This is a genomic window from Arthrobacter sp. NQ7, assembly GCF_029581595.2.
GTDB classification, from domain to species: domain Bacteria; phylum Actinomycetota; class Actinomycetes; order Actinomycetales; family Micrococcaceae; genus Arthrobacter; species Arthrobacter phenanthrenivorans_B.
The window spans coordinates 1-22,093 of record NZ_JARFXU020000021.1; the positions used below are offsets into that span (position 1 = coordinate 1).

Annotated in this window: 19 protein-coding genes; 5 read left to right on the forward strand and 14 right to left on the reverse strand. The window is 66.4% G+C overall.

What is annotated here, in order from left to right; translation table 11 throughout:
* Positions 1–266, forward strand: a 266-nt coding sequence (locus tag PUN71_RS18030; protein WP_277799497.1) for a hypothetical protein, incomplete at its 5' end; no start/stop codon positions are given.
* A 174-nt stretch (positions 267–440) separates the two neighbouring features.
* Here PUN71_RS18030 and PUN71_RS18035 read toward each other — a convergent pair.
* Genes PUN71_RS18035 through PUN71_RS18065 form a run of 7 tightly spaced genes read right to left on the reverse strand, consistent with a single transcriptional unit; the run spans position 441 to position 8,362 of the window.
* Positions 441–1,946 (reverse strand): NAD-dependent succinate-semialdehyde dehydrogenase, encoded by a 1,506-nt coding sequence (locus PUN71_RS18035; RefSeq protein ID WP_277799498.1) that lies wholly within the window; start codon positions 1,944–1,946, stop codon positions 441–443.
* A gap of 20 nt (positions 1,947–1,966) precedes the next feature.
* Positions 1,967–2,770, reverse strand: a complete 804-nt coding sequence (locus PUN71_RS18040; protein ID WP_277799499.1) for an HpcH/HpaI aldolase family protein — start codon at positions 2,768–2,770, stop codon at positions 1,967–1,969.
* Entirely contained in the window at positions 2,755–3,540 is a 786-nt protein-coding gene (gene hpaH / locus PUN71_RS18045; RefSeq protein ID WP_277799500.1) for a 2-oxo-hept-4-ene-1,7-dioate hydratase, read from the reverse strand. The genes PUN71_RS18040 and hpaH overlap by 16 nt, the downstream gene beginning before the upstream one ends.
* A 3-nt stretch (positions 3,541–3,543) precedes the next feature.
* The gene (hpaD, locus tag PUN71_RS18050) at positions 3,544–4,629 is read right to left on the reverse strand and encodes a 3,4-dihydroxyphenylacetate 2,3-dioxygenase (RefSeq protein WP_277799501.1); all 1,086 of its coding nucleotides are present in this window, start codon (positions 4,627–4,629) and stop codon (positions 3,544–3,546) included.
* Between the two features lie 54 nt (positions 4,630–4,683).
* Positions 4,684–6,195, reverse strand: a complete 1,512-nt coding sequence (gene hpaE / locus PUN71_RS18055) for a 5-carboxymethyl-2-hydroxymuconate semialdehyde dehydrogenase (protein ID WP_277799502.1) — start codon at positions 6,193–6,195, stop codon at positions 4,684–4,686.
* 33 nt (positions 6,196–6,228) lie between these two features.
* Complete coding sequence (locus tag PUN71_RS18060) at positions 6,229–6,906, reverse strand: GntR family transcriptional regulator (protein WP_277799503.1); 678 nt, start codon at positions 6,904–6,906, stop codon at positions 6,229–6,231.
* A complete protein-coding gene (locus tag PUN71_RS18065) occupies positions 6,899–8,362 on the reverse strand; it encodes a fumarylacetoacetate hydrolase family protein (protein ID WP_277799566.1) in 1,464 nt (487 codons plus the stop codon). Before PUN71_RS18065 ends, PUN71_RS18060 begins: the two co-directional genes overlap by 8 nt.
* Positions 8,363–8,595: 233 nt before the next feature.
* Between PUN71_RS18065 and PUN71_RS18070 the strand changes: the two genes are divergently transcribed.
* A complete protein-coding gene (locus PUN71_RS18070; protein ID WP_277799504.1) occupies positions 8,596–10,518 on the forward strand; it encodes an FAD-binding monooxygenase in 1,923 nt (640 codons plus the stop codon).
* Here the strand turns inward: PUN71_RS18070 and PUN71_RS18075 are convergent.
* The 6 genes from PUN71_RS18075 to PUN71_RS18100 all read right to left on the reverse strand — a co-directional run bounded on the left by PUN71_RS18075 (position 10,491) and on the right by PUN71_RS18100 (position 17,386).
* Positions 10,491–11,345: a prephenate dehydratase gene (locus PUN71_RS18075; RefSeq protein WP_277799505.1), complete on the reverse strand. Its 855-nt coding sequence runs from the start codon at positions 11,343–11,345 to the stop codon at positions 10,491–10,493. The genes PUN71_RS18070 and PUN71_RS18075 overlap by 28 nt on opposite strands.
* A 51-nt stretch (positions 11,346–11,396) precedes the next feature.
* Entirely contained in the window at positions 11,397–13,310 is a 1,914-nt protein-coding gene (locus PUN71_RS18080) for an alpha-amylase family glycosyl hydrolase (RefSeq protein WP_277799506.1), read from the reverse strand.
* A 69-nt stretch (positions 13,311–13,379) separates the two neighbouring features.
* Positions 13,380–14,141: a polyphosphate--glucose phosphotransferase gene (ppgK, locus tag PUN71_RS18085; RefSeq protein WP_277799567.1), complete on the reverse strand. Its 762-nt coding sequence runs from the start codon at positions 14,139–14,141 to the stop codon at positions 13,380–13,382.
* A gap of 89 nt (positions 14,142–14,230) precedes the next feature.
* On the reverse strand, positions 14,231–15,133 hold the full coding sequence (locus PUN71_RS18090; RefSeq protein ID WP_277799507.1) for a carbohydrate ABC transporter permease: 903 nt from the start codon (positions 15,131–15,133) through the stop codon (positions 14,231–14,233).
* Positions 15,130–16,059: a carbohydrate ABC transporter permease gene (locus PUN71_RS18095; protein WP_502861032.1), complete on the reverse strand. Its 930-nt coding sequence runs from the start codon at positions 16,057–16,059 to the stop codon at positions 15,130–15,132. The genes PUN71_RS18090 and PUN71_RS18095 overlap by 4 nt, the downstream gene beginning before the upstream one ends.
* A gap of 49 nt (positions 16,060–16,108) precedes the next feature.
* Positions 16,109–17,386, reverse strand: coding sequence for an ABC transporter substrate-binding protein (locus PUN71_RS18100; RefSeq protein WP_277799508.1), 1,278 nt, complete (start codon positions 17,384–17,386; stop codon positions 16,109–16,111).
* 89 nt (positions 17,387–17,475) lie between these two features.
* On the opposite strand from PUN71_RS18100, the gene PUN71_RS18105 reads away from it, so the two are divergent.
* Positions 17,476–18,681, forward strand: coding sequence for an ROK family transcriptional regulator (locus tag PUN71_RS18105; protein ID WP_277799509.1), 1,206 nt, complete (start codon positions 17,476–17,478; stop codon positions 18,679–18,681).
* A 36-nt stretch (positions 18,682–18,717) separates the two neighbouring features.
* Here PUN71_RS18105 and PUN71_RS18110 read toward each other — a convergent pair whose 3' ends face one another.
* A complete protein-coding gene (locus PUN71_RS18110) occupies positions 18,718–19,386 on the reverse strand; it encodes a GntR family transcriptional regulator (protein WP_043453611.1) in 669 nt (222 codons plus the stop codon).
* Positions 19,387–19,512: 126 nt separating this feature from the next.
* On the opposite strand from PUN71_RS18110, the gene glyA reads away from it, so the two are divergent.
* Positions 19,513–20,853 (forward strand): serine hydroxymethyltransferase, encoded by a 1,341-nt coding sequence (gene glyA / locus PUN71_RS18115; protein WP_277799510.1) that lies wholly within the window; start codon positions 19,513–19,515, stop codon positions 20,851–20,853.
* Positions 20,850–22,070, forward strand: a complete 1,221-nt coding sequence (locus PUN71_RS18120; protein ID WP_277799511.1) for a sarcosine oxidase subunit beta family protein — start codon at positions 20,850–20,852, stop codon at positions 22,068–22,070. Before glyA ends, PUN71_RS18120 begins: the two co-directional genes overlap by 4 nt.
* The last annotated feature ends 23 nt before the right edge of the window (positions 22,071–22,093 follow it).

Sequence of the window (22,093 nt, forward strand, 5' to 3'; positions counted from 1 at the left end):
CCGAAGCGCCCGCAACAGCCGCCACCCACCACTCCCGAGGGGGCACCTACGTCACCCTGCCCCCCGGTTCGGAAGTGCCGCCGCAGCCGGAGGGCAGTTACGTCACGCTGCCGGCCGGCCCGGAGGTGCCGCCGCAGCCGAAGGGAAGCTATGTCTCACTGCCCGGAGCCGTTTCCGGACATGGCATCAGACCGCAGGGCACCTACGTGACTCTTCCCGCCGCCGGTGGAGGGGGCGACCGGGACCAGCCGCGCCCTGCCGCCTGAGCAGCATTAAAAAGCACCTGCCTCCCCGTTTTACCAGGGGCGGCAGGTGCTTCTGCTGACTGCGCGCGTAATTGGCGCAGTGCCGTATTGGCCCGGTTTTGGGGATTATGTACCGCGGGACCCGGGTGTTTCCCGGGTCCCGCTGCTCGAAACTGGGCCAGTTCGGCGAACCCGTCAGCCGGCGTAGGGGTCGGCGATGCCGATGTATTGGGTGGTGGTGTATTCGGCGATGCCTTCGGAGCCGCCTTCACGGCCGAGGCCTGATTGTTTGACGCCGCCGAAGGGTGCTGCTGCGTTGGAGATGACGCCTGCGTTGAACCCGACCATGCCGAACTCGATCTGTTCCGCCACGCGCAGGAGGCGGTTGAAGTCGCGGCTGTAAACGTAGGAGGCGAGCCCGTACTCGGAGGCGTTGGCGAGTTTGATGGCGTCTTCTTCGGTGCTGAAGGTGGTGACGGGGGCGACGGGGCCGAAGATTTCCTGGCCCAGGATCGCCGCGTCGTTGGGCACGTCGGCCAGGACGGTGGGCTGGTAGAAGTAGCCGGGCCCGTCCACCGGGGCGCCGCCGGTGACGGCGACGGCTCCGGCGTCAAGAGCCGCTGATACCAGGGCGTGGACGTCGTCGCGGGCGCCGCCGTCAATCAGCGGGCCAACCTTGGTGTCCGGTTCGGTGCCGCGGCCGGTGGTGAGGGCGCCCATCGCTTTGGCGAACTTCTGGGTGAACTCCTGCGCGACGGTTTCGTGGACCAGGAACCGGTTGGCGGCGGTGCAGGCTTCGCCCATGTTCCGCATCTTCGCCGCCATCGCCCCGTCGACCGCGGCGTCCAGGTCGGCGTCCTCGAACACGATGAACGGGGCGTTCCCGCCGAGCTCCATCGAGGTCCGCAGGACGTTCTGCGCGGCGTCGGCCATCAGTCGTTTCCCGACCGGGGTGGAGCCGGTGAAGGAGACCTTCCGCAGCCGGGAGTCCTTCAGCAGCGGCCCGGAGATCCCGGACGCGGAGGAGGAGGCGACGACGTTCAACACCCCGGCCGGGAGGCCGGCGTCGAGCATGGTCTGGGCGAAGTACTGTGCGGTGAGCGGGGTGAGTTTGGCGGGCTTCAACACCATGGTGCAGCCGGCCGCGACGGCGGGGGCCACCTTGCGGGTGGCCATCGCGAGGGGGAAGTTCCACGGGGTGATCAGCAGGCAGGGCCCGACGGGTTTGTGCTGGACCAGGATCCTGTTTTTGCCTTCGGGGGTGGTGAGGTAGCGGCCGTAGTCCCGGACGGTTTCCTCGGCGAACCAGCGCAGGAACTCGGCCCCGTAGGTGACTTCACCGCGGGCTTCGGCCAGGGGCTTGCCCATCTCCAACGTCATGAGCAGGGCGAAGTCCTCGGCGCGTTCGGTGACCAGCTCGAACGCCTTTCGCAGGATCTCGGACCGAACGCGCGGCGCGGTCCGTGCCCAGGAGGCCTGGGCGGCGTCCGCCGCGTCCAGCGCGGCAATCGCATCCTGGCTGGTGGCGGAGGCGAGGGTGGCGAGCACCTGCCCGGTGGCGGGATCGTGCACATCAAACGTGCCGCCGTCGGACGCCTCCACCCACTCACCATTGATCAGCAGGCCGGTGGGCACGGACGCGAGGAGCGCGGCCTCACGCTCCGGTGAAACGGCAGGGGGCAGCGCAGTAGTAACTGTCATCGAAGATGTCCTAAAAGTGGTCAGTAGCTGGCGCGGCTGTCGCTGCCGGCCTGGGGAACGTATGTCGCGGCGAGGGCTTCTGAGCCGCGTGCGAGGAGGGCGACGTCGGCGCCCACCAGGATGAACGCGGCGCCGTTGGCGAGGTAGTGCTGGGCTGTGTCGGGGTTGAAGGCGTTGACGCCGGCGGGCTTGCCGGCCGCTTTGGCGGCGGACAGGCAGTGTTCGACCGCGGCACGCACCTCGGGGTGTTCCTGCTGTCCCAGCAGGCCCATGGAGGCGGCGAGGTCGGAGGGGCCCATGAAGACGGCGTCCACGCCCCCCACCGCAAGGATGTCCTCCACCGCATCCACCGCGGCGGTGGATTCGATCTGGACGGTGACGCTGATGGTGTCGTTGGCGCGGGCCAGGTAGTCAGGGACCCGGTTCCAGCGGGCGGCGCGGGCCAGGGCCGAACCCACGCCGCGGACGCCCTGGGGCGGGTAGCGGGTGGCCGCCACTGCTGCTTCTGCCTCGGCCGCCGAGTTCACCATGGGGATCAGCAGGTTCTGCACGCCAAGATCCAGGTACTGCTTGATCACCACGGTGTCATTAACCGGCGGCCGGACCATGGCGTGGACCGGGTAGCCGTGGATGGCCTGGAGCTGGGCGAGGATGGATTCGAGCCCATTGGGGCTGTGTTCGGCGTCCACCAGCAGCCAGTCCAGCCCCGCACCCGCGCACAGTTCTGCGATCAGCGGGCTGCCGGAACAGACCCACATGCCCGCCAGCGGCCGGTCCGCCGCAGCCAGCGCGGACCGGAAGGTGTCCTCTATTCGAAGCGGCACGTGACACTCCCCAGGGGTCCGTAGTCGGCGTGGACGGTGTCGCCCTTGTACACCCACATGGGGCGGGTGAACGAGCCGGCCAGGATGATGTCCCCGGCCTTGAGCGAATCGCCGTGGGCCGCGATCTTGTTGGCCAGCCAGTGGACGCCGTTGGCCGGGTGGTCCAGGACGCCGGCGGCCACGCCGGTCTCCTCCACGGTCTGGTTCTTGTAAAGGATGGCGGAGACCCACCGCAGGTCCACGGCGCCCGGCTTGACCGGATTGCCGCCGATCACCATGGCACCCATCGCGGCGTTGTCCGAGATGGTGTCCACGATGGTCCTGCCCTCCATTTCGATCCTGGAATCCAGGATCTCGAGGGCCGGAACCACGTAGTCGGTGGCCTTCAGGACGTCGAAGATGGTGACGCCCGGGCCCTTGAGCCCGTCCTTGAGCACGAACGCGAGCTCCACCTCCACCCGCGGGTGCGTGTACCGGTCCCACTGGACCGAGCAGCCGGTGTCCAGGACCATGTCATCGAAGATGGCGCCGTAGTCCGGTTCGGTGATGCCCGTGGCGGCCTGCATGGCCTTGGACGTGAGGCCGATCTTGCGCCCCACCAGGGTCCGGCCGGCCTCCTCGTTGCGGCGGCGCCACAACTGCTGGACGGCGTAGGAGTCCTCCACGGTCATGTCCGGATAGCGGGCGGTCAGGCGGGGGACAGGGGTGCGGGTCCGGCCGGCTTCCACCAGCTCGTCCGCGATGGCCTCAATCGTCGTTGGCTCCAGCATCTATTAGACCTGCACTCCCAGCTTGAATCCCGTCCGGTCGCCTTCCGGCGCGCCGTCCTTCCGGGTGTAGGAGAAGCCGTCGGCGCCCACCGTGACGGCCATTTCGGACTTTTCCTCGCGCTCGATCACGGGCTGCGGGTTGCCGTCGAGGTCCAGGACCAGGGAGGCCTCGGTGTACCAGGACGGGACCACGGGGTTGCCCCACCAGTCGCGGCGCTGGTTGTCGTGGACGTCCCAGGTGATGGTGGGGTTGTCGGGGTCGCCGGTGTAGTAGTCCTGGGTGTAGATCTCGATGCGGTGGCCGTCCGGGTCCAGGATGTAGAGATAGAAGGCGTTGGACACGCCGTGGCGGCCGGGGCCGCGTTCGATCCGGTCGCTGATGCGCAGGGCGCCCATCTTGTCGCAGATCTGGATGATGTTGTGCTTCTCGTGCGTGGCGAACGCGACGTGGTGCATGCGCGGGCCGTTGCCGCCGGTCAGGGCGGTATCGTGCACGGTCTGCTTGCGGTGCATCCACGCGGCGTACGTGACGCCGTCGGCATCCTTGATGTCCTCGGAGACGCGGAAGCCCAGGTCCTCAAGGTACTTGCGGCCGCGCGGGACGTCCGGGGTGACCTGGTTGAAGTGGTCCAGGCGGACCAGTTCGCCGGCGGAGTAGAGGTCGTAGCGCTGGGTGAGGCGCTCCACGTGCTCCACGTCGTAGAAGAACTCGTAGGGGAAGCCCAGCGGGTCCTCCACGCGGACGGAGTCGCCGATGCCCTTGGTGAAGCCTTCCTTGCGGCGCTCCACCCGGCAGCCGAGCTCGCGGTAGTAGGCCTCGGCGGCGTCAACCTCCGCGGGGGACTTGACCCGGTAGGCGAAAGCGGCGACGGCGGCCACCGGGCCCTTGCGGAGCACGAGGTTGTGGTGGATGAACTCCTCCAGGGAGCGCAGGTAGATCGCGTTGTCGTCTTCCTCGGTGACGTGCAGTCCCAGGACGTCCACGTAGAACTCACGGGAGCGTGCGAGGTCGGTGACCACGATTTCCATGTAGGCGCAGCGGACGATGTCCGGTGCCGGGACGGTGGGGGTGGGGACGAAGTTGGTCATTGGAGTCTCTCTTCTTTGAAAGGGGCTTGGAAGGTACGACGGCGGCCGGCTGGCTTAGGCGCCGAATTTGGGGGTGTGGACGGTGCCGAGGGTGATGTGCACGGCCTGCTGGTCGGTGTAGAAGTCGATGGAGCGGTAGCCGCCCTCGTGGCCCAGGCCGGAAGCCTTGACGCCGCCGAACGGGGTGCGCAGGTCGCGGACGTTGTGGCTGTTCAGCCACACCATGCCGGCCTCGACGTTCTGCGAGAAGTTGTGGGCCCGGGTCAGGTTCTGGGTCCAGATGTAGGCGGCCAGGCCGTACTTGGTGTTGTTGGCCAGGGCGAGGGCCTCGTCGTCGTTCTCGAACGGGGTGATGGCCACGACGGGTCCGAAGATCTCCTCCTGGAAGATCCGGGCGTCGGGGGCGACGTCGGCGAACACCGTGGGTGCGATGTAGTTGCCTTCGGGCAGGTGGCCGGGGCGGCCGCCGCCGGCCAGCAGCCGGCCTTCGGACTTGCCGATTTCCACGTAGGAGGCCACCTTTTCGTAGTGTTCCGGGTGGACCAGGGCGCCCACCTGGGTCTTGGGATCGTGGGGATCGCCCACCACGATGTTCTTTGCCCGGGCGGCGTACTTCTCGCAGAACTCGTCGTAGATGGCGCGCTCCACCAGGATGCGGGAGCCGGCGGTGCAGCGTTCGCCGTTGAGGGAGAAGACACCGAACAGGGCGGAGTCGATCGCGGCGTCCAGGTCGGCGTCTGCGAACACCACGCACGGGGACTTGCCGCCGAGTTCCATGGACAGGCCCTTGAGGTTGGCGGCGGCGTTGCGGAAGATCGTCTGGCCGGTGGTGGTCTCGCCGGTGAAGGAGATCAGCGGAACGTCCGGGTGCTTGACCAGGGCGTCGCCGGCTTCCTCACCCAGGCCGTTGACCAGGTTGAAGACGCCGTCGGGCAGGCCGGCGTCCTTGAAGATGGTGGCCCACAGCGAGGCGGACAGCGGGGTGAACTCGGCGGGCTTGAGGACCACGGTGTTGCCCGTGGCCAGCGCCGGGGCGAGCTTCCAGGACTCCAGCATGAACGGCGTGTTCCACGGCGTGATCAGGCCTGCCACGCCGATCGGCTTGCGGTTGACGTAGTTGATCTGCGAGCCGGGGACCTTCATGGCGTCATCGAACTGGGCCACGATCAGGTCCGCGAAGAAACGGAAGTTCTCGGCGGCGCGCAGGGCCTGGCCCTTGGCCTGGGTGATGGGCAGGCCGGTGTCGAAGGTCTCCAGTTCGGCCAGCCGTGCTTCCTGGGCTTCGACGGCGTCGGCGATCCGGTTCAGGACGCGGGCGCGCTCGCGGGGCTTCATCTTCGGCCACGGACCGTTGGTGAAGGCGTCGCGGGCGGCGGCGACGGCGAGGCCGATGTCCTCTTTCTGGCCGGCCGCGGCGGTGGCGTAGTTCCGGTTGGAGACCGGGTCCAGGACATCGAAGGTCTTGCCGCCCACGGAGTCGACGAACTCGCCGTTGATGTAGTGCTGGATGTGGGTGGGCAGGTCTTCGGGAATGTAGTGCTTGCTGGTTTCTACCGAGGTCGTCATCGTTGAAGTCCTAACTGGGTGGATGTCAGTGGGTCAGTGGTTGGTTTGGGCCAGGTACGCGTCCAGGGTGGCGGAACGGTGGAGCCTGGCGGCTTTTTCGATCTGTTCTGCGTCGGCTCCGGTTTCGATGAGCTTCAGCAGGTTTTCGTGTTCCTCCACGGAGTCGCGGGCGCGGCCGGGGACGAAGCGGAAGGTGGAGGACCGGAGCGAGGCGAGCCGGTTCCAGCCGCGGTGCACCAGGTCCAGGATGTGCGGGTTGGGGCAGTGTTCGAACAGGACGGAGTGGAAGTCCTGGTTGAGCTGGGTGAACCGGACCGGATCGAAGTGGTCCAGGCAGTCGCGCATCTCCTGGTTCACGGCGCGGGCCCGGGCGATGGCGGCTGCGTCGATCAGCGGCGCGGACAGGGCGGTGGCGGCGCCTTCCACGATGCTCAGGGTCTGCATGGTGTAGAGGTATTCGGTGGGGTCGATCCCGGCGACGGTGGCGCCGACGTTGCGTTCGAACGTCACCAGGCCCTCGGCTTCGAGCCGGCGGATGGCTTCCCGGACCGGTACCACGCTGAAGCCCAGGTCCTTGGCGATGGAACCCAGCACCAGCCGGTAGCCGGGAGTGTAGGTGCCCTCCACGATCCGGGCCTTGACGGCCTGGTACGCCTGTTCAGACTTGCTGCCGGGGGTGGCGGCCGCCTCGGTCACGGCTGTCTCAGTCATCGTTCTTTCCTGCCCATTCCTCGTAGCGTTCCTGCCACTCGGTGTTCATCGGGTAGAGGCCGTCCACGCTGTTGCCCTGCTTGACCATCTCGAAGATGAACGCCTCCTCCTTTTCCTGCTGGATGCAGTCCTCCACCAGCTCTTCGGCGATGGCCGGCGGGATGACCAGGATGCCGTCCGAATCGGCCACGATGATGTCGCCGGGCTGCACGGTGGCGCCGCCGCAGGCGATGGTGATGTCGGTGTCCCAGGGGATGTGGCGGCGGCCCAGCACCGCGGGGTGCGGGTTGGCGAAGTAGGTGGGCATTTCAAGGTCTGCCACGGCGGAGTAGTCGCGGACCCCGCCGTCGGTGATGATGGCGGCGGCGCCGCGGACCTGGGCGCGGAGGGCCAGGATGTCGCCCACGGTGCCGGTGCCCTTCTCGCCGCGGGCCTCCATGACCAGGATTTCGCCCTCGTTGACGGAGTCGATGGCGCGCTTCTGGGCATTGAATCCACCGCCATGGGTCTTGAACAGGTCTTCCCGGTTGGGCACATACCGCAGGGTGCGGGCCACGCCCACCACGCGCCGGTCCGGGCGGGTGGCCTGCAGCCCGTCAATGCTGACGTTGTCAAGGCCCCGCTTGCGCATCTGGGAAGACAGGGTGGCGGTGGCCACGGACTCAAGCTTGGCCTTCAACTCCGGGGACAGAACACCCGCAGGGGCCGCCAGGCCGGCAGCTTCCCGGGATCCGTACGCTTCCTCCCGCTGCAGGTCGTCCACCTTGGGCTGGGCACCAAAGTCCGCGAACGCCGTCGTGCCTTCCTCCACCGTGGTGACCAGCCGGCCCGTGGTGAGGGCGCCGTCAACGGTACCGACCTCGACTTCCAGCACGTCGCCGGGCTTTGCTACGGACGCCCCGGCGGGCGTGCCGGTGAGGATGATGTCCCCTTCTTCGAGGGTGAGCAGCTGGGACAGGTCCGCCACCAGGCGGGCGAACGGGAAGAGCAGGTCCGCGGTGGTGTCGTCCTGCACCAGGTCGCCGTTGTGCCAGGTGCGGATCCGCAGCCGGGAAGGTTCGACGGCGTCTGCCGGAAGAAGTGCCGGGCCCACCGGCGTGAACCCGTCGCCGCCCTTGGACCGGAGGTTGGAGCCCTTGTCCGCCCAGCGCAGGTCATAGACGCCAAGGTCGTTGCTGGCGGTGACGGCGGCAACGTGGCTCCAGGCGTCCTCAATCGAAACGCGGCGGGCGGCCTTGCCGATCACCAGGGCGATCTCGCCCTCGTAGCCGAGCAGTTCACAGCCGGCCGGGCGCTCAACGGGGCTCCCGCTCAGGGCGAGGGACGACGACGGCTTGAGGAAGTAGGACGGCTGCGCCGGGGTACGCCCGCGCTGGGCGGCCCGGCTGGGGTAGTTGATGTGCACCGCGATCACCTTGCGTGCTGCTGCCAGGGTGTCGCCGTTGACCTGCTCCAAAGCCTTCTCCTCATCAGGTACGAAATCGTATACGATCACTATTACCCATCCATCGACGTCCGTCAACCCTTGGATTTCCGCCTCTCCCCGGACGCCCGTCCGGAGTACTTGTCGCCTGGATCACAGGAGGCGTACAGTGGATGCCAAGACCTATGTTTCGATTATCGAATCGCATGTTCTGATATAGAACAAGTAGTGATCGAGTTCCAGCCACGACGAAGTGAGGACATCCCGTGCAGTTCCACCACCACGGATACGTATCCGGCGACCCCCGTGTCCAGCCCGCGGCAGGCGTTGGCCTTGACCGCCCCGAAGAGCTTCCGGAGGAAGTGGACGTGCTCATCGTCGGCACCGGCCCCGCCGGAATGCTTGCCGCCGCGCAGCTCTCCATGTTCCCCAACATCACCACCCGGATCATCGAACGCCGCCCCGGCCGGCTCGCCATCGGGCAGGCGGACGGCATCCAGGCGCGCAGCGTGGAGACCTTCCAGGCCTTCGGTTTCGCCGAGCGCATCATCGCCGAGGCCTACCGCATCACCGAGATGGCCTTCTGGAAGCCGGACCCTGCCAACCATGCCAACATCATCCGGACTGCCCGCGCGGTAGATGACGAGATGGGGATCAGTGAATTCCCGCACCTCATCGTGAACCAGGCCCGCGTGCTGGACTACTTCGCCGAGTTCGCCGCAAATTCGCCCACCCGCCTCAAGCCCGATTACGGCTACGAATTCCAGGGCCTGACCGTTGCCCGGGAGGGCGACTACCCGGTCACCGTGACGCTCCGCCACACGGCCGGCCCCAGCGAGGGCCAGGAGCGCACCGTCCGCGCCAAGTACGTGGTGGGTGCCGACGGCGCCCGCAGCAAGGTGCGGCAGGCCATCGGCTGCACGCTCGCGGGCGACCAGGCCAACCACGCCTGGGGCGTCATGGACGCGCTGGCGGTCACCGACTTCCCGGACATCCGGACCAAGTGCGCCATCCAGGGCGCCGAGGGCAGCATCCTGCTCATCCCGCGCGAAGGCGGCCACCTTTTCCGCATGTACGTGGACCTGGGCGAGGTCGATCCCGCCAGCCAGCACTCGGTGCGCAATACCAGCATCGAGGAGATCATCGCCAAGGCCAACGCGATCCTCCACCCCTACACCCTGGACGTCCGGAACATCGCCTGGCACAGCGTGTACGAGGTGGGCCACCGCCTCACGGACAGGTTCGACGACGTCCTGCCGGAGGAGCGCGGCACCCGGACTCCCCGGGTGTTCATCACCGGCGACGCCTGCCACACCCACAGCGCCAAGGCCGGCCAGGGCATGAACGTCTCCATGCAGGACGGCTTCAACATCGCCTGGAAGCTGGGCCACGTCCTCGAGGGCCGCAGCCCGGAAAGCCTGCTGACCACCTACTCCGAGGAACGCCAGGTGGTGGCCAAGAACCTGATCGACTTCGACAAGGAATGGTCCACCATGATGGCCAAGAAGCCGGAGGAGTTCGAGCACCCGTCCGACCTCGAGGACTTCTACGTGCAGACCGCGGAATTCCCTGCCGGCTTCATGACCCAGTACACGCCCTCCCTGATCGTTGGTCCGGCGGACCACCAGGACCTGGCCACCGGCTTCCCGGTGGGGAAGCGCTTCAAATCGGCGCCCGTGGTCCGCGTGGGCGATACCAACCCGATCCATCTTGGCCACCACGCCACCGCTGACGGGCGCTGGCGGATCTACGTGTTCGCCGATTCCGCCCTGCCCGGCACCGGCTCCGCCACGGACATGCTCGCCGAGTGGTTTGCCAATTCGCCCGAGTCCCCGCTGGCCGCCACCCCTGCCGGCGCCGACCCGGACGCGTGGTTCGACCTGAAGGTCATTTACCAGCAGCCGCACACCGCCGTCGATATCAGCTCGGTGCCGGCCGTCTTCAAACCGCTGGTGGGCCCGTACAAGCTGACCGACTACGAAAAGGTCTACGCCACGGATCCCACGGCGGACATCTTCGACCTGCGCGGACTGGACCGCAACGGTGTGGTGGTGGTGGTCCGCCCTGACCAGTACGTTGCCAACGTCCTGCCGCTGACGGCAACCGCGGAACTCGGCGCGTTCTTTGCACCGGTACTGCAGGCCACGCCGGCCAAGCCGCGTCAGGCCGTGGCAGCCGCCGCCCGGTAGTCGGCCGCCGGATACACGCCAAGGATCCGCACCTCGGTGGTGAAGAAGTCCAGTTCCTCGAGGGCCAGCTTCAGCGGCAGGTCCCCGGGGTGGCCTTCAACGTCGGCCATGAACATGGTGGCGGCGAACTCATTGCCCACCATGTAGCTCTCCAGGCGGGTCATGTTCACGCCGTTGGTGGCGAAGCCGCCCAGTGCCTTGTACAGGGCGGAGGGCACGTTGCGGACGCGGAACACGAAGCTGGTGACTGCCGGTCCGGGAAGTTCATCCCGGGCCGGCAGTGCCGTTTCCCGGGCCAGGACCACGAAGCGGGTGGTGTTGGAGGGATCGTCCTCCACGCGCGAGGCCAGCACGTCCAGGCCGTAGATCTGCGCGGCCAGCGGGGGAGCGAGGGAAAGCTTGCGGGGATCGTTCCACTCGGCCACCTCGCGGGCGGACCCTGCGGTGTCGCCGGCGATGACGGGCTTGAGGCCGTGCTCGCGGATCAGCTTCCGGCACTGGCCCAGTGCGTGGATGTGGCTGTGCACCTCGGTGGCGCCTTCGATGGTGCTGCCCGGGATGCCCAGCAGGTCGAAATGGATGGGCAGGAAGTACTCGCCCACGATCTGCAGGTTGGACTGCGGCAGCAGGATGTGGATGTCCGCGACCCGGCCCGCGATGGAGTTCTCGATGGGGATCATGGCCAGGTCCGCCTCGCCGGTGGTCACCAGCTCAAAGGCGTCCTCGAAGCTGGCGCACGGCACACTGTCCATGTCCGGGAACATTTGCTGACACGCGATATTGGAGTTGGCGCCGGGCTCACCCTGGTACGCAATCTTGGAGGCCATGATCCGTATGGTTTCACGCCCCGGTGCCAGGTCCCAATCGCCGGCTCCCGATTACCGCGGAGTGACGCGCAGCCAGAGGTATTGCCGGGGGAGGAGCGTCACGCCGTCGTCCAGCGGCAGGGTTGCCTCGGAGAGAAGGTCGACGGCGGCAGGAGCGAAACCGCCGAAGGTTTCCGCCGGCAGGGCCTGGGCGGAGTCGCTGAAGTTCGCCAGCGCCAGGATGGTGCTGCCGCCCTCCACCTCGCCCGGCCGCTGGTACGCGAGTACCGACCGGTTGTGGGTGGCGAAATCCACCAGCGTGGTGCCTGCCAGTTCGGGGGTGCCGCTGCGGACCTCGATCATCCGCTTCAGCCCTGCGTAGACAGCGCCCCCGGGCGTGGAAGGGTCTTCCCGCCGGGCGTACTGGTCAGCGGGGAAGTGGGGGCGGTGCACCCAGCGGCTGTCCTCTTCATGGCCCGGCTCGGAGGCGTACCCGTAGTCGTTGACCTGCCCCACCTCGTCGCCCAGGTACAGCAGCGGGATGCCGCCGGTGCTGAACGGCACCGAGTGGGCCAGGAGGATCCGTTCCACCGCCTCGGCCGGGTTGACCTCCATGCCGCACAGGGACGCCGTCGTGCCGGAAATCCGGCAGTCCCCGGTCTTTGGGTTGTCCTGGAACGGGACGCCGCGGGCGAAGCTGCCGGGGAACCGGTTGACGTAGAAGGAGTTCAGGAAGCGGCGGTGGTCGAAGCCCTTAATGCCCAGCTCCGCCGCGTCCTCGTCCGCGAAGGTCCAGCCGATGTCGTCGTGGCTGCGGACGTAGTTCACCCAGGCGGTACCGTCCGGGATGTTGTGCCGCCGTTCCAGTGCCTGGGCCAGGAGCGAAGTGTCCCGGGTGGCCAGGGACTCCCAGATGAGCGCCATCTGCAGCGGGTTGTAGGAAAGCTGGCACTCCTTGGGGTCAATGTAGAGCGCCACCTCGTCCGGATGCACGATGGCCTCGGACTTGAACAGCAGCGACGGCGCTGCCAGCCGGCACACGGCGTTGAAGGCCCGCAGCAGGGTGTGCGCCTGGGGCAGGTTCTCGCAGGGGGTGCCCAGCTGCTTCCAGATGAAGGCCACGGCATCCATGCGGAGGATGTCCACGCCCTGGTTGGCCAGGAACAGCATTTCTCCTGCCATGGCCCGGAAAACGTCCGGGTTGGAGTAGTTCAGGTCCCACTGGTAGGTGTGGAACGTGGCCCAGACCCACCGGCCGTCCTCCATCTGGATGAAGGACCCGGAATGGTTCTCGGGGAAGATCTCGCGCACATTGGCCTCGAACGCGTCGGGCATGGTGCGGTCCGGGAAGATCCAGTAGTAGTCGCTGTACTCCGGGTCTCCGGCTGCCGCCTTGCGGGCCCACTCGTGTTCATCGGAGGTGTGGTTGAAGATGAAGTCCACCACCAGGCTGATCCCGTTGGCCTTCAGTTCGGCGGCGAGGCTGCGCAGTTGCTCCATGGAGCCCAGTTTCGGGTTGACCTGGCGGTAGCTGGAGACCGCGTAACCGCCGTCCGAGTGGGGCTCGGGCGCCAGGAACAGGGGCATGAGGTGCAGGTAGGTCAGGCCCAGCTCCTTGAAATAGGGAATGCGGGCCCGGACCCCCTCCAGGCTCTCGGCATAGCGGTCCACATAGCAGACGCCGCCGAGCATGCGGTTGGACTGGAACCAGTCAGGGTTACCTTCCCGTTCCGCGTCGAGGGCCTTCAAATCCTGGGGGCGCTCCTGCCAGGACCGTGCGCTCTGGACCACCAGGGCGGAGAGCTGGTCCAGCCAGTCCCGGCGTGCGCCGTACAGGGAGTGGAACAGGCTGCGGAGGGTGGGGAAGTGCTCTTCGAGGCGCCGGTCAAAGTCCGCGTCCGGACGCAGGCCGAGTTCGCGTTCCCGTGCTACCGCGGACAGCACATGCCGGCGCGCCTCTTCGTCTTCGTTAACCGTTCCCTGCATGCAACAGCCCCTTCCGCCCACCGCGGGCGCATCCTGCGGTATCTGTACCGAAGTATTCCACGTCACACTTCAGGTATTTTGGATGATCTCTTTGCCGGCAGCTGTTGCCTGCAGGGCAGCGCCCACCACGCCCGCCAAGTTTTCCAGCTTCGCCGGGATGACCGGGGTGCGCAGTGACAGGCGGGGAAGGTATTCGTGGCTGCACACCGAGATTCCCCCGCCGATGATGATGAGGTCCGGCGAGAACAGGAACTCAACATGGGCCAGGTACCGCTGCAGCCGGCCGGCGTACTCCACCCAGTCGAGGCCTTCGTTTTCGCGGGCCACGGCGGAGGTCCGGGATTCGGCCTTGAAGCCGCCGATTTCCAGGTGGCCCAATTCGAAGTTGGGCACCAGCCTGCCGTCGACAATCAGTGCCGATCCGATGCCCGTTCCCAGGGTCAGGACCAGGACAACGCCCTTCCTGGCCGACCCGGCGCCGTAACGGGCTTCCGCCAAACCGGCAGCGTCCGCGTCGTTGACGACGCAGACAGGCCGGCCAAGCCGGGACTGCAGGTAGGACTGGACATCCCGCCCAATCCAGCCGGCGTCCATGTTCGCCGCTGACCTGGCCACCCCGTGTTGGACGATCGAGGGGATGGCGATGCCGACAGGCCTGCCCGCAGCACCGGGACTGCCGGCTTCGAGCTCCGTGATGAGCCGGTCGACGGCGTCCGCAACCGCATCCACGCTTCCGCCGGCAGGCGTCTGCAGGCGGCGGACGGTACCGGCAGGGATGCCGCTGGCCACGTCAATGAGCGCACCCTTGATCCACGTCCCGCCGACATCGATTCCAACCCGGGCATCCGTGCCGGCGGGGGTTTCGACGGCGGGAGGCGTGCTTTGGTCCTTCCGCTCCACGGATGCCGTTCCCGCGGGGGTCACTTGACTGCGCCCTGGGTGAGGCCGGACATGACCCAGCGTTGGGTCAACAGGTAGACAATGATCGCCGGTGCCATGGCCATCAGGTAGGAGGCGAAAGCCACGTTGTAGCTGTTGCTGAACTGCGTCTGGAAGATCTTCTGCAGCACGGGAATGGTCTGGAGTTCAGGATCGGAAATGATCAGTGACGGCATCATGAAGTCGTTCCAGGATCCGATGAATGCGAAAATGCCCACGGTGGCGCTCATGGGTCCGAGCAGGGGGAAGATGAGCCGCCAGAACACCTGCCAGGTGCCGGCCCCGTCCATCCGCATGCTTTCCTCCAACTCCAGCGGGATCGAGCGCAGGAAAGCGGTGAAGAGCATCGTGTTGAACGCCAGGGCAAAGACGATGTGCAGGATTGCGACGCCGAGGGGATTGTCCAGTCCGACGAGGCCGGTGAGTTGGATTTGCGGCAGCGCCACCACGGGGAACGGAATGAACATGGCCGCGAGCAGGTAGAAGAACGACCACCGGAAGAGGCGCCGGTCCCAGTTGCGGACGATTGCGTAGGCCGCCAGCGCCGAAACGACGATCTCGCCGATGACTGCGGTCACGGACACAAACACCGAGATCGCGAACCCGCGGGGAAAGTTCGTGAGCGTCCAGGCCTGGGCGAAACTGTCGAGGGTCAGTGGACCGGGCAGCGAAAAGGCATTGCCGTCCACAGCCTGGCCGGTGGTCTTGAACGCCATGCTGATGGTGACGTACAGGGGACCCAGCACCGCAAGGGTGCAGACGATGAGGATGACGGTGGCGGGCCAATTGGTGCGCTCCCGGCCGGTACGGGGCCGGCGCCGGCCTGAGGTGGTTGATCCTGGGGTCACTGGTTCTGCGGGGATGGTGCGGGTCGCCGTGCTCATGCTGCGATCCCTCCTTTGCCACGGGTGAAGCGGAGTTGGATGAGCGCGATGGCCACGCTGATGAGGAAGAAGATCACGGCATTGGCCATCTGGTAGGCGTAATCGCCGCCTTCGAAGCCACGGAAGATCGCCATCGCGACGCTGCGGGTCGCTACCCCGGGGCCGCCGTCCGTCAGGCCGACGATGATGTCATAGGCGTTGAGGTAGTTCTTGAAGCCGAGCACCGTATTGATCACGGCGTACCCGGCAACGAGCGGCAGGGTAATGTGGCGCAGGTTGTGCCAGGGGGATGCGCCGTCGATGGAGCTCGCCTCATAGACCTCCGGCGGGACCGTCAGGAGCCCGGCGATGTAGATCAGCATGGCGCTCGGGACGGACTGCCACGCGGTGACGAACACGATGCCCAGCCAGGCCAGGTCCGGGTTGGCGAGGATGCTCGAAGCAAGGGGTTCGATCCCCAGGCCCTTGCCCAGCAGGGGCAGCGAATTCGAGAAAAGGTACTGGAAGACGAAGGCGATGACGATGCCGGAGATCACCATCGGGATCACGAACACCGTGCGGAGGGCGGTGCGGAAGCGGACACGTGCCGTCAGTCCCAGGGCCAGGAGGAAGGCCAGGACATTCACGACGATGACTGTCACCAGCGAAAAGGCGAGCGTGAATCCGTAGGCACCGAGGATTCCTTCGTCGCGGAAGACTGCGATGAAGTTCCGGACGCCGATGAAACCGAATTCACCGAAGCCAACGGAGTTCGTGAAGCTGTAGATGAATCCGAGCACAGCGGGGAGCGTGACGGCGAGGGTGAAGATCAGCAGGGAAGGGAAGAGGAACAAGTAGTAGAGCGGGTCGACCCGGCTCTTGCGCATGCTGGCCGCCTTCATCCCTGCCGGGTCCGTCACCACCGCCCGGGTGGCGGGTTTCGTCATTGATGACATGGGTGAATCCTCGTTTCGTGCATCGGATAGGGAAGTGTGATTACGCCCGGAACGCCAGGCTGGCCCAGTCAGCGTCCATCCGACGCAGGGTGCTCTCGGGATCGGCGCCACCGATGATCGATTGGATGTAGTTGGCGGCGGGAATGGTGTTCGGGATGAACTGTGAGGCGCCCATGTAGAACCGGCCCTCGTCGTAGTACTTCTGCATCTCGACAATCCGGGGGTCCGCGACCGGCGGCGCGTCCTTGGCCGTGCCAAACCCCAGGAATTTGGCGTTGTACGGGTCCTGGATTTCCGGCTGCAGAAGGTATTGAAGGAAGGCACGTGCGCCCTCCTGTCCGTTCGCGGCTTCCGGAACCCAGAGCGAGAGGTCGATGTTCACGCGCACCTTGAGGTCGGCGGGGTCATCGGTCATGGGCAGCGGGAACGTGCCGAGGTCCACGTCCGTGCCGGCCTTTTCGATTTCCCCGAAGGCCCATGGCCCCTGGAAATACATTGCGGCCTGGCCCTGTGCCATGGCGGTGTTTCCATCCCCGTAGCCGCGGCTGGACGCATCGGGATTGACGTAGCCGGTCAGCTGGACCATGCGCCGCACCGGTTCCAGCAGCGTCTTCTGGAAAGACACCTCGGAACCCGGGCCGACGTTTTCGCCGGTTCCGTGCATCTTCTGATAAAAGGCCCGGACGTCCACCATGCCGCCGACCGTGTAGTCGAACATGCCCTGCGCCACGGTCCAAGGGTCCCGGAATGTGCCGTAGATGGGGGTTATGCCAGCCGCCTTGAGCCGTTCACACACCTCGATCAGTTCGTTCCACGTGGTTGGGACGGCCAGGCCGTGCTCTTCGAAAATGCGGCGGTTGTAGATCACGGACGCGGCCATGACCGAGTAGGGGATGACGCTGGTCCGGCCTGCGTAGGTGGGATACCAATTGGTGAGGTCGAGTACGTCGTCCCGGATGAAATCCGCTTCAGGGAGATCGGAAAGGTCCGAAAGGGCGCCGCGCTCCATGAAGCGGGCCATCTCCAGGTTGTAGTTGAGGCAGCCCAGGTCCGGGGGACTGCTGCGGACGAAACTGGCGGAAAGGTTCGTTGCCATATCGTGCAGGACGCGGAACCGGTCCTGCGATGCCGTGAACTTCGCTGCCAGGTCGCGGAAGTACGGGACTGCTTCCGGTTTTGACTGGTGGAACGTAATGGTTGGCCTGGATTCAGCCGTGGCGCATCCGGCCAAGCCTAAAGCCGTAAGCGCACCTCCGGCCGCGGCAAGGAAAGTACGTCGGGAGAGTGGCGTCCCGACGGACGGCAAAGGTGGCAACATCGGCTCCTGAAGCTCTCGAACTGGATTTATTTGGATCTTATATTTAGGACCTAAATGAGGATGCCCGAGGATGGGGATATCGTCAAGAGATGAAGGAAGCCACCGCAAGTTCGACCCAGCTGCTGCGGCAAATAAACTCAGATGCCCTGTTGCGTTACGCACTCCAGGAGGGAATCTTCACCGCAGGGTCGGCCATGGACGCAACCGGGCTGACCCGCGCCACCGTGCTCGGCGTCTGCGACGGCCTGGTCGACGCTGGCTGGCTGGAGGAAGTGACCGACGGAGACATTGCCGCACGGACGAACAAGGGGCGCCCGGCCCGCCGCTACCAGCTGCGTGAGGAAGCGGGTGTGGTGGTCGGGCTGGACGCCGGCGAAAGCCACCTCACCGCCATGGTGGCCGACCTTCGTGGCCGTGAGCTTGGCAAGCGGCGTCTCGGCATTGACTCGCACCTGCTGGGCAGGGCCGGCCGCGGGGTGCGGGCGCAGGAGCTGGTCAGCCGGGCACTCGAAGATGCCGGCTGCGATGCCGGCGACGTCCTGGTCACGGTGGTTGGCGTTCCCGCGCCGGTGGATGTGGATGGGATGTCCCCTGGCGGAGGGGAATTCTGGACTTTGATGAACTCCGGGTTCGCTCCGCTCCTTCCCGGCACGGTTGTTGTCGAAAATGACGCGAACCTCGCCGCAATCGCCGAGCAGGCGCAGGAGCCGTCGGCCAACGTGGCCACCTTGCTGTCCGGGGAGCGGTTTGGCGCCGGCCTGATCGTGGATGGTCGACTGATGCGGGGAAGCCGGGGTGGCGCCGGTGAGATGCGGTTCCTGGGTGCCGTGGATAACAAGCTCGTACCCGACGAGGGGGGCTCGGACGGGTTGGGGGCCCTTGCGCGGAAATGGGCGCGTGCCCGGATCCATGCCTACGACGGACCCACCGTTTTGCGGCAGGTGCCGGAAGCTGGCATCAAGGCGGAGGACGTCTTCGACGCGGCCCGCAGGGGAGACCCGTTTGCCATGGATATCATCGCCAGGCTGGGTGAACGGCTCGCGCGGATCGCGGTGGTGCTTTCCAGTCTTCTCGACATCGAGCGCGTCGTCATAGCAGGCGGAATAGCACGTGCCATCGAGCCGGTCCTGGAACACGCGCGCAGCCTGCTGCCCACGGACTCCGGCCTTCCGGTTCCGGCCCTCGTGGCGAGCCGCCTCGGGGCAGAAGCTGTGGTCCGGGGTGCTGTGGAGTCCGCCCTGGCGCGGATCAGGCAGGAACCAACGTCCTTCCATCCCAGGGCTGCGCGCTCCTGACGGGGCGCCCTGGGGGTATCGTGACGGGGCTGCGGCCTATAGGACGCTTCGGATGGCCTGCTCGAAACTGGTCACGTGCTCCAGGGCGAGCTTGCCTGCCCGTTCGGAATCGCCGTCGGCCACTGCCTCCAGCAGCTCCACGTGCTCGGAGATATGCTCCGCGACGGAAGGCACCTTTTCCAGCACCATGCACCAGATGCGGGTGGCCAGGTTGTCATAGCGGATCAGCACGTCTTCGAGGTGCGTGTTGGCCGCCGCCTTGTAGATCAGCCGGTGCACATTGATGTCGTAGCGCATGAGGTCGTAGGGGTCGCCGTCGGGGTCCATTGCGGCGATCGCCTTGGCGGTTTCCCGGATCTCCGCCCGGATCGCCGGGGTGGCCAGCTTCGCGGCGCGGCGGGCGGCCAGGGGTTCCAGCGATTCGCGGAGTTCGGAGACATCAGCAAGCTCGGTGATGTCGACGACGGTGGCGAACGTCCCGCGGCGCGGGTAGGACACCACCAGGTGGTCGCTTTCCAGGCGCTTGAGGGCCTCCCGGACCGGCGTGCGGCCGATGCCCAGTTCGGCGGCGAGCTTGCCGTCATTGATGGCCTCGCCCGGCCGGATGTCCAGCATGATGAGGCGGTCCCGAAGGTGCCGGTAGGCCTGCTCGGCGAGCGAGAGGTCCCCGTCCCCGGCGAGGTGGTTCTCCAGTGTGACGCTCATTTCGAGCCTTCCCGAGGTAGCTATTGACTGCTTAGTGATCTGCAACATACTATTACGTCAGTTCTAATATATCAGTTACAGATCAGTTATGGATCAGTAACTCCGAAAGGGCCTAGAAGGAGAACCATGCAGGACGTACTGAACGCCTCGCTCGCCACGGTGGACGCCGACGTCGCCGCCGCCGTTGCACAGGAACTGCACCGCCAGCAGTCCACGCTGGAAATGATTGCCTCGGAGAACTTCGCTCCGTCCGCAGTGATGGAGGCCCAGGGATCGGTCCTCACCAACAAGTACGCCGAGGGCTACCCGGGCAAGCGCTACTACGGTGGCTGCGAACACGTGGACGTTATCGAGCAGCTGGCCATCGACCGCGTGAAGGCCCTCTTTGGCGCCGAATTTGCCAACGTCCAGCCGCACTCAGGCGCGCAGGCCAACGCCGCCGCCATGTTCGCCCTGCTGAACCCGGGCGACACCATCCTCGGCCTGTCCCTGGCCCACGGCGGACACCTCACCCACGGCATGAAGATCAACTTCTCCGGCAAGCTGTACAACGTGGTGCCTTACCACGTCCGCGAGGAAGACCTCCGCATCGATATGGCAGAGGTGGAGGCACTGGCCCTCGAGCACAAGCCCAAGCTGATCGTGGCCGGCTGGTCCGCCTACTCCCGGCAGCTGGACTTCGCAGAATTCCGCCGCATCGCCGACCTCGTGGGCGCCTACCTGATGGTGGACATGGCCCACTTCGCCGGCCTGGTGGCCGCAGGGCTGCACCCCAACCCCGTCCCCTACGCGGACGTGGTCACCACCACCACCCACAAGACCCTGGGCGGCCCCCGCGGCGGCGTGATCCTGGCCAAGGAAGAGTACGCCAAGAAGATCAACAGCGCCGTCTTCCCCGGCCAGCAGGGCGGACCGCTGGAACACGTGGTCGCCGCCAAGGCCGTGGCCTTCAAGCTGGCCGCAGCCCCCGAATTCAAGGAACGCCAGGAACGCGTCCTGCAGGGCGCCAAGCTGCTGGCCGAACGACTGCTCCAGGATGATGTTGCAGCCGCCGGCATCTCCGTGGTCAACGGCGGCACCGACGTCCACCTGGTCCTGGTTGACCTCCGCAACTCCGAACTCGACGGCCAGCAGGGCGAGGACGCCCTCCACAAGATCGGCATCACCGTCAACCGCAACGCCGTCCCGTTCGATCCCCGTCCGCCGATGGTCTCCTCCGGCCTCCGGATCGGCACCCCCGCCCTCGCCGCCCGCGGCTTCGGCGCCGCCGAATTCACCGAGGTTGCCGACATCATCGCCTCGGCGCTGATCGCCTCTGCCAGCACCGGCACCCTGCCCGGGGACACCGCCGTCGAACTCCGCGAACGCGTGACGGCCCTGGCCGAAAAATTCCCCCTTTACCCGCACCTCAACGACGACGCCACTTTGGCCGGTGCTGAGGCAGACCTGATTGGAGCCGCCAAGTGAGCACCCATCACCTTCCGGAGCACCCGGACTTCCTCTGGCGCAACCCGGAGCCCAAGTCCTCCTACGACGCCGTCATCGTCGGCGGCGGCGGGCACGGCCTGGCCACCGCCTACTTCCTGGCCAAGAACCACGGCATGACCAACATCGCCGTCCTGGAAAAGGGCTGGCTGGCCGGCGGAAACATGGCCCGGAACACCACCATCATCCGCTCCAACTACCTCTGGGACGAGAGCGCCGCCATCTACGAGCACGCCCTCAAGCTGTGGGAAATCCTGCCCGAGGAGCTCGAATACGACTTCCTCTTCAGCCAGCGCGGCGTGATGAACCTGGCCCACACCCTGGGTGATGTGCGGGAGAGCATCCGCCGCGTCGGGGCCAACAAGCTCAACGGCGTTGACGCTGAATGGCTGGATCCGCAGCAGGTCAAGGAACTCTGCCCCATCCTGAACATCAGCGACAACATCCGCTACCCGGTCATGGGGGCCACCTACCAGCCCCGCGCCGGCATCGCCAAGCACGACCATGTTGCCTGGGCCTTCGCCCGCAAGTGCGACGAACTGGGTGTGGACATCATCCAGAACTGCGAAGTGACCGGATTCCTCAAGGACGGCGACCGCGTGGTGGGCGTCAAGACCAGCCGCGGCACCATCAACACCGAAAAGGTTGGCCTCTGCGCCGCCGGCCACAGCTCGGTCCTGGCCGAGATGGCAGGTTTCGAGCTCCCCATCCAGTCCCACCCGCTGCAGGCACTGGTTTCCGAACTTCACGAGCCGGTCCACCCCACGGTGGTCATGTCCAACCACGTCCACGTCTACGTCTCGCAGGCGCACAAGGGCGAACTGGTCATGGGTGCCGGCGTGGACTCCTACAACGGCTACGGCCAGCGCGGCTCCTTCCACGTGATCGAGCAGCAGATGGCGGCCGCCGTGGAGCTCTTCCCCATCTTCGCCCGGGCCCACGTGCTCCGGACCTGGGGCGGCATCGTGGACACCACCCTGGACGCCTCGCCGATTGTCGGCACCACCCCGGTGGAAAACATGTTCGTGAACTGCGGCTGGGGAACCGGAGGCTTCAAGGGAACGCCGGCCGCCGGCATGACCTTCGCGCACACCATCGCCACCGGCGCACCGCACAAGCTGAACGCGCCGTTCTCCCTGGAACGCTTCGAAACCGGCGCCCTCATCGACGAACACGGCGCCGCCGCCGTGGCCCACTAGCCGCCGCCACCAGAAAAGGACTA

Coding starts and splice junctions, on each gene's coding strand:
- PUN71_RS18035 (WP_277799498.1), bottom strand. CDS start 1,946: ATGACAGTTACTACTGCGCTGCCCCCTGCCGTTTCACCGGAGCGTGAG.
- hpaH (WP_277799500.1), bottom strand. CDS start 3,540: ATGCTGGAGCCAACGACGATTGAGGCCATCGCGGACGAGCTGGTGGAA.
- hpaD (WP_277799501.1), bottom strand. CDS start 4,629: ATGACCAACTTCGTCCCCACCCCCACCGTCCCGGCACCGGACATCGTC.
- hpaE (WP_277799502.1), bottom strand. CDS start 6,195: ATGACGACCTCGGTAGAAACCAGCAAGCACTACATTCCCGAAGACCTG.
- PUN71_RS18060 (WP_277799503.1), bottom strand. CDS start 6,906: ATGACTGAGACAGCCGTGACCGAGGCGGCCGCCACCCCCGGCAGCAAG.
- PUN71_RS18075 (WP_277799505.1), bottom strand. CDS start 11,345: ATGGCCTCCAAGATTGCGTACCAGGGTGAGCCCGGCGCCAACTCCAAT.
- PUN71_RS18080 (WP_277799506.1), bottom strand. CDS start 13,310: ATGCAGGGAACGGTTAACGAAGACGAAGAGGCGCGCCGGCATGTGCTG.
- PUN71_RS18090 (WP_277799507.1), bottom strand. CDS start 15,133: ATGAGCACGGCGACCCGCACCATCCCCGCAGAACCAGTGACCCCAGGA.
- PUN71_RS18095 (WP_502861032.1), bottom strand. CDS start 16,059: ATGACGAAACCCGCCACCCGGGCGGTGGTGACGGACCCGGCAGGGATG.
- PUN71_RS18100 (WP_277799508.1), bottom strand. CDS start 17,386: ATGTTGCCACCTTTGCCGTCCGTCGGGACGCCACTCTCCCGACGTACT.
- PUN71_RS18105 (WP_277799509.1), top strand. CDS start 17,476: ATGAAGGAAGCCACCGCAAGTTCGACCCAGCTGCTGCGGCAAATAAAC.
- PUN71_RS18110 (WP_043453611.1), bottom strand. CDS start 19,386: ATGAGCGTCACACTGGAGAACCACCTCGCCGGGGACGGGGACCTCTCG.
- glyA (WP_277799510.1), top strand. CDS start 19,513: ATGCAGGACGTACTGAACGCCTCGCTCGCCACGGTGGACGCCGACGTC.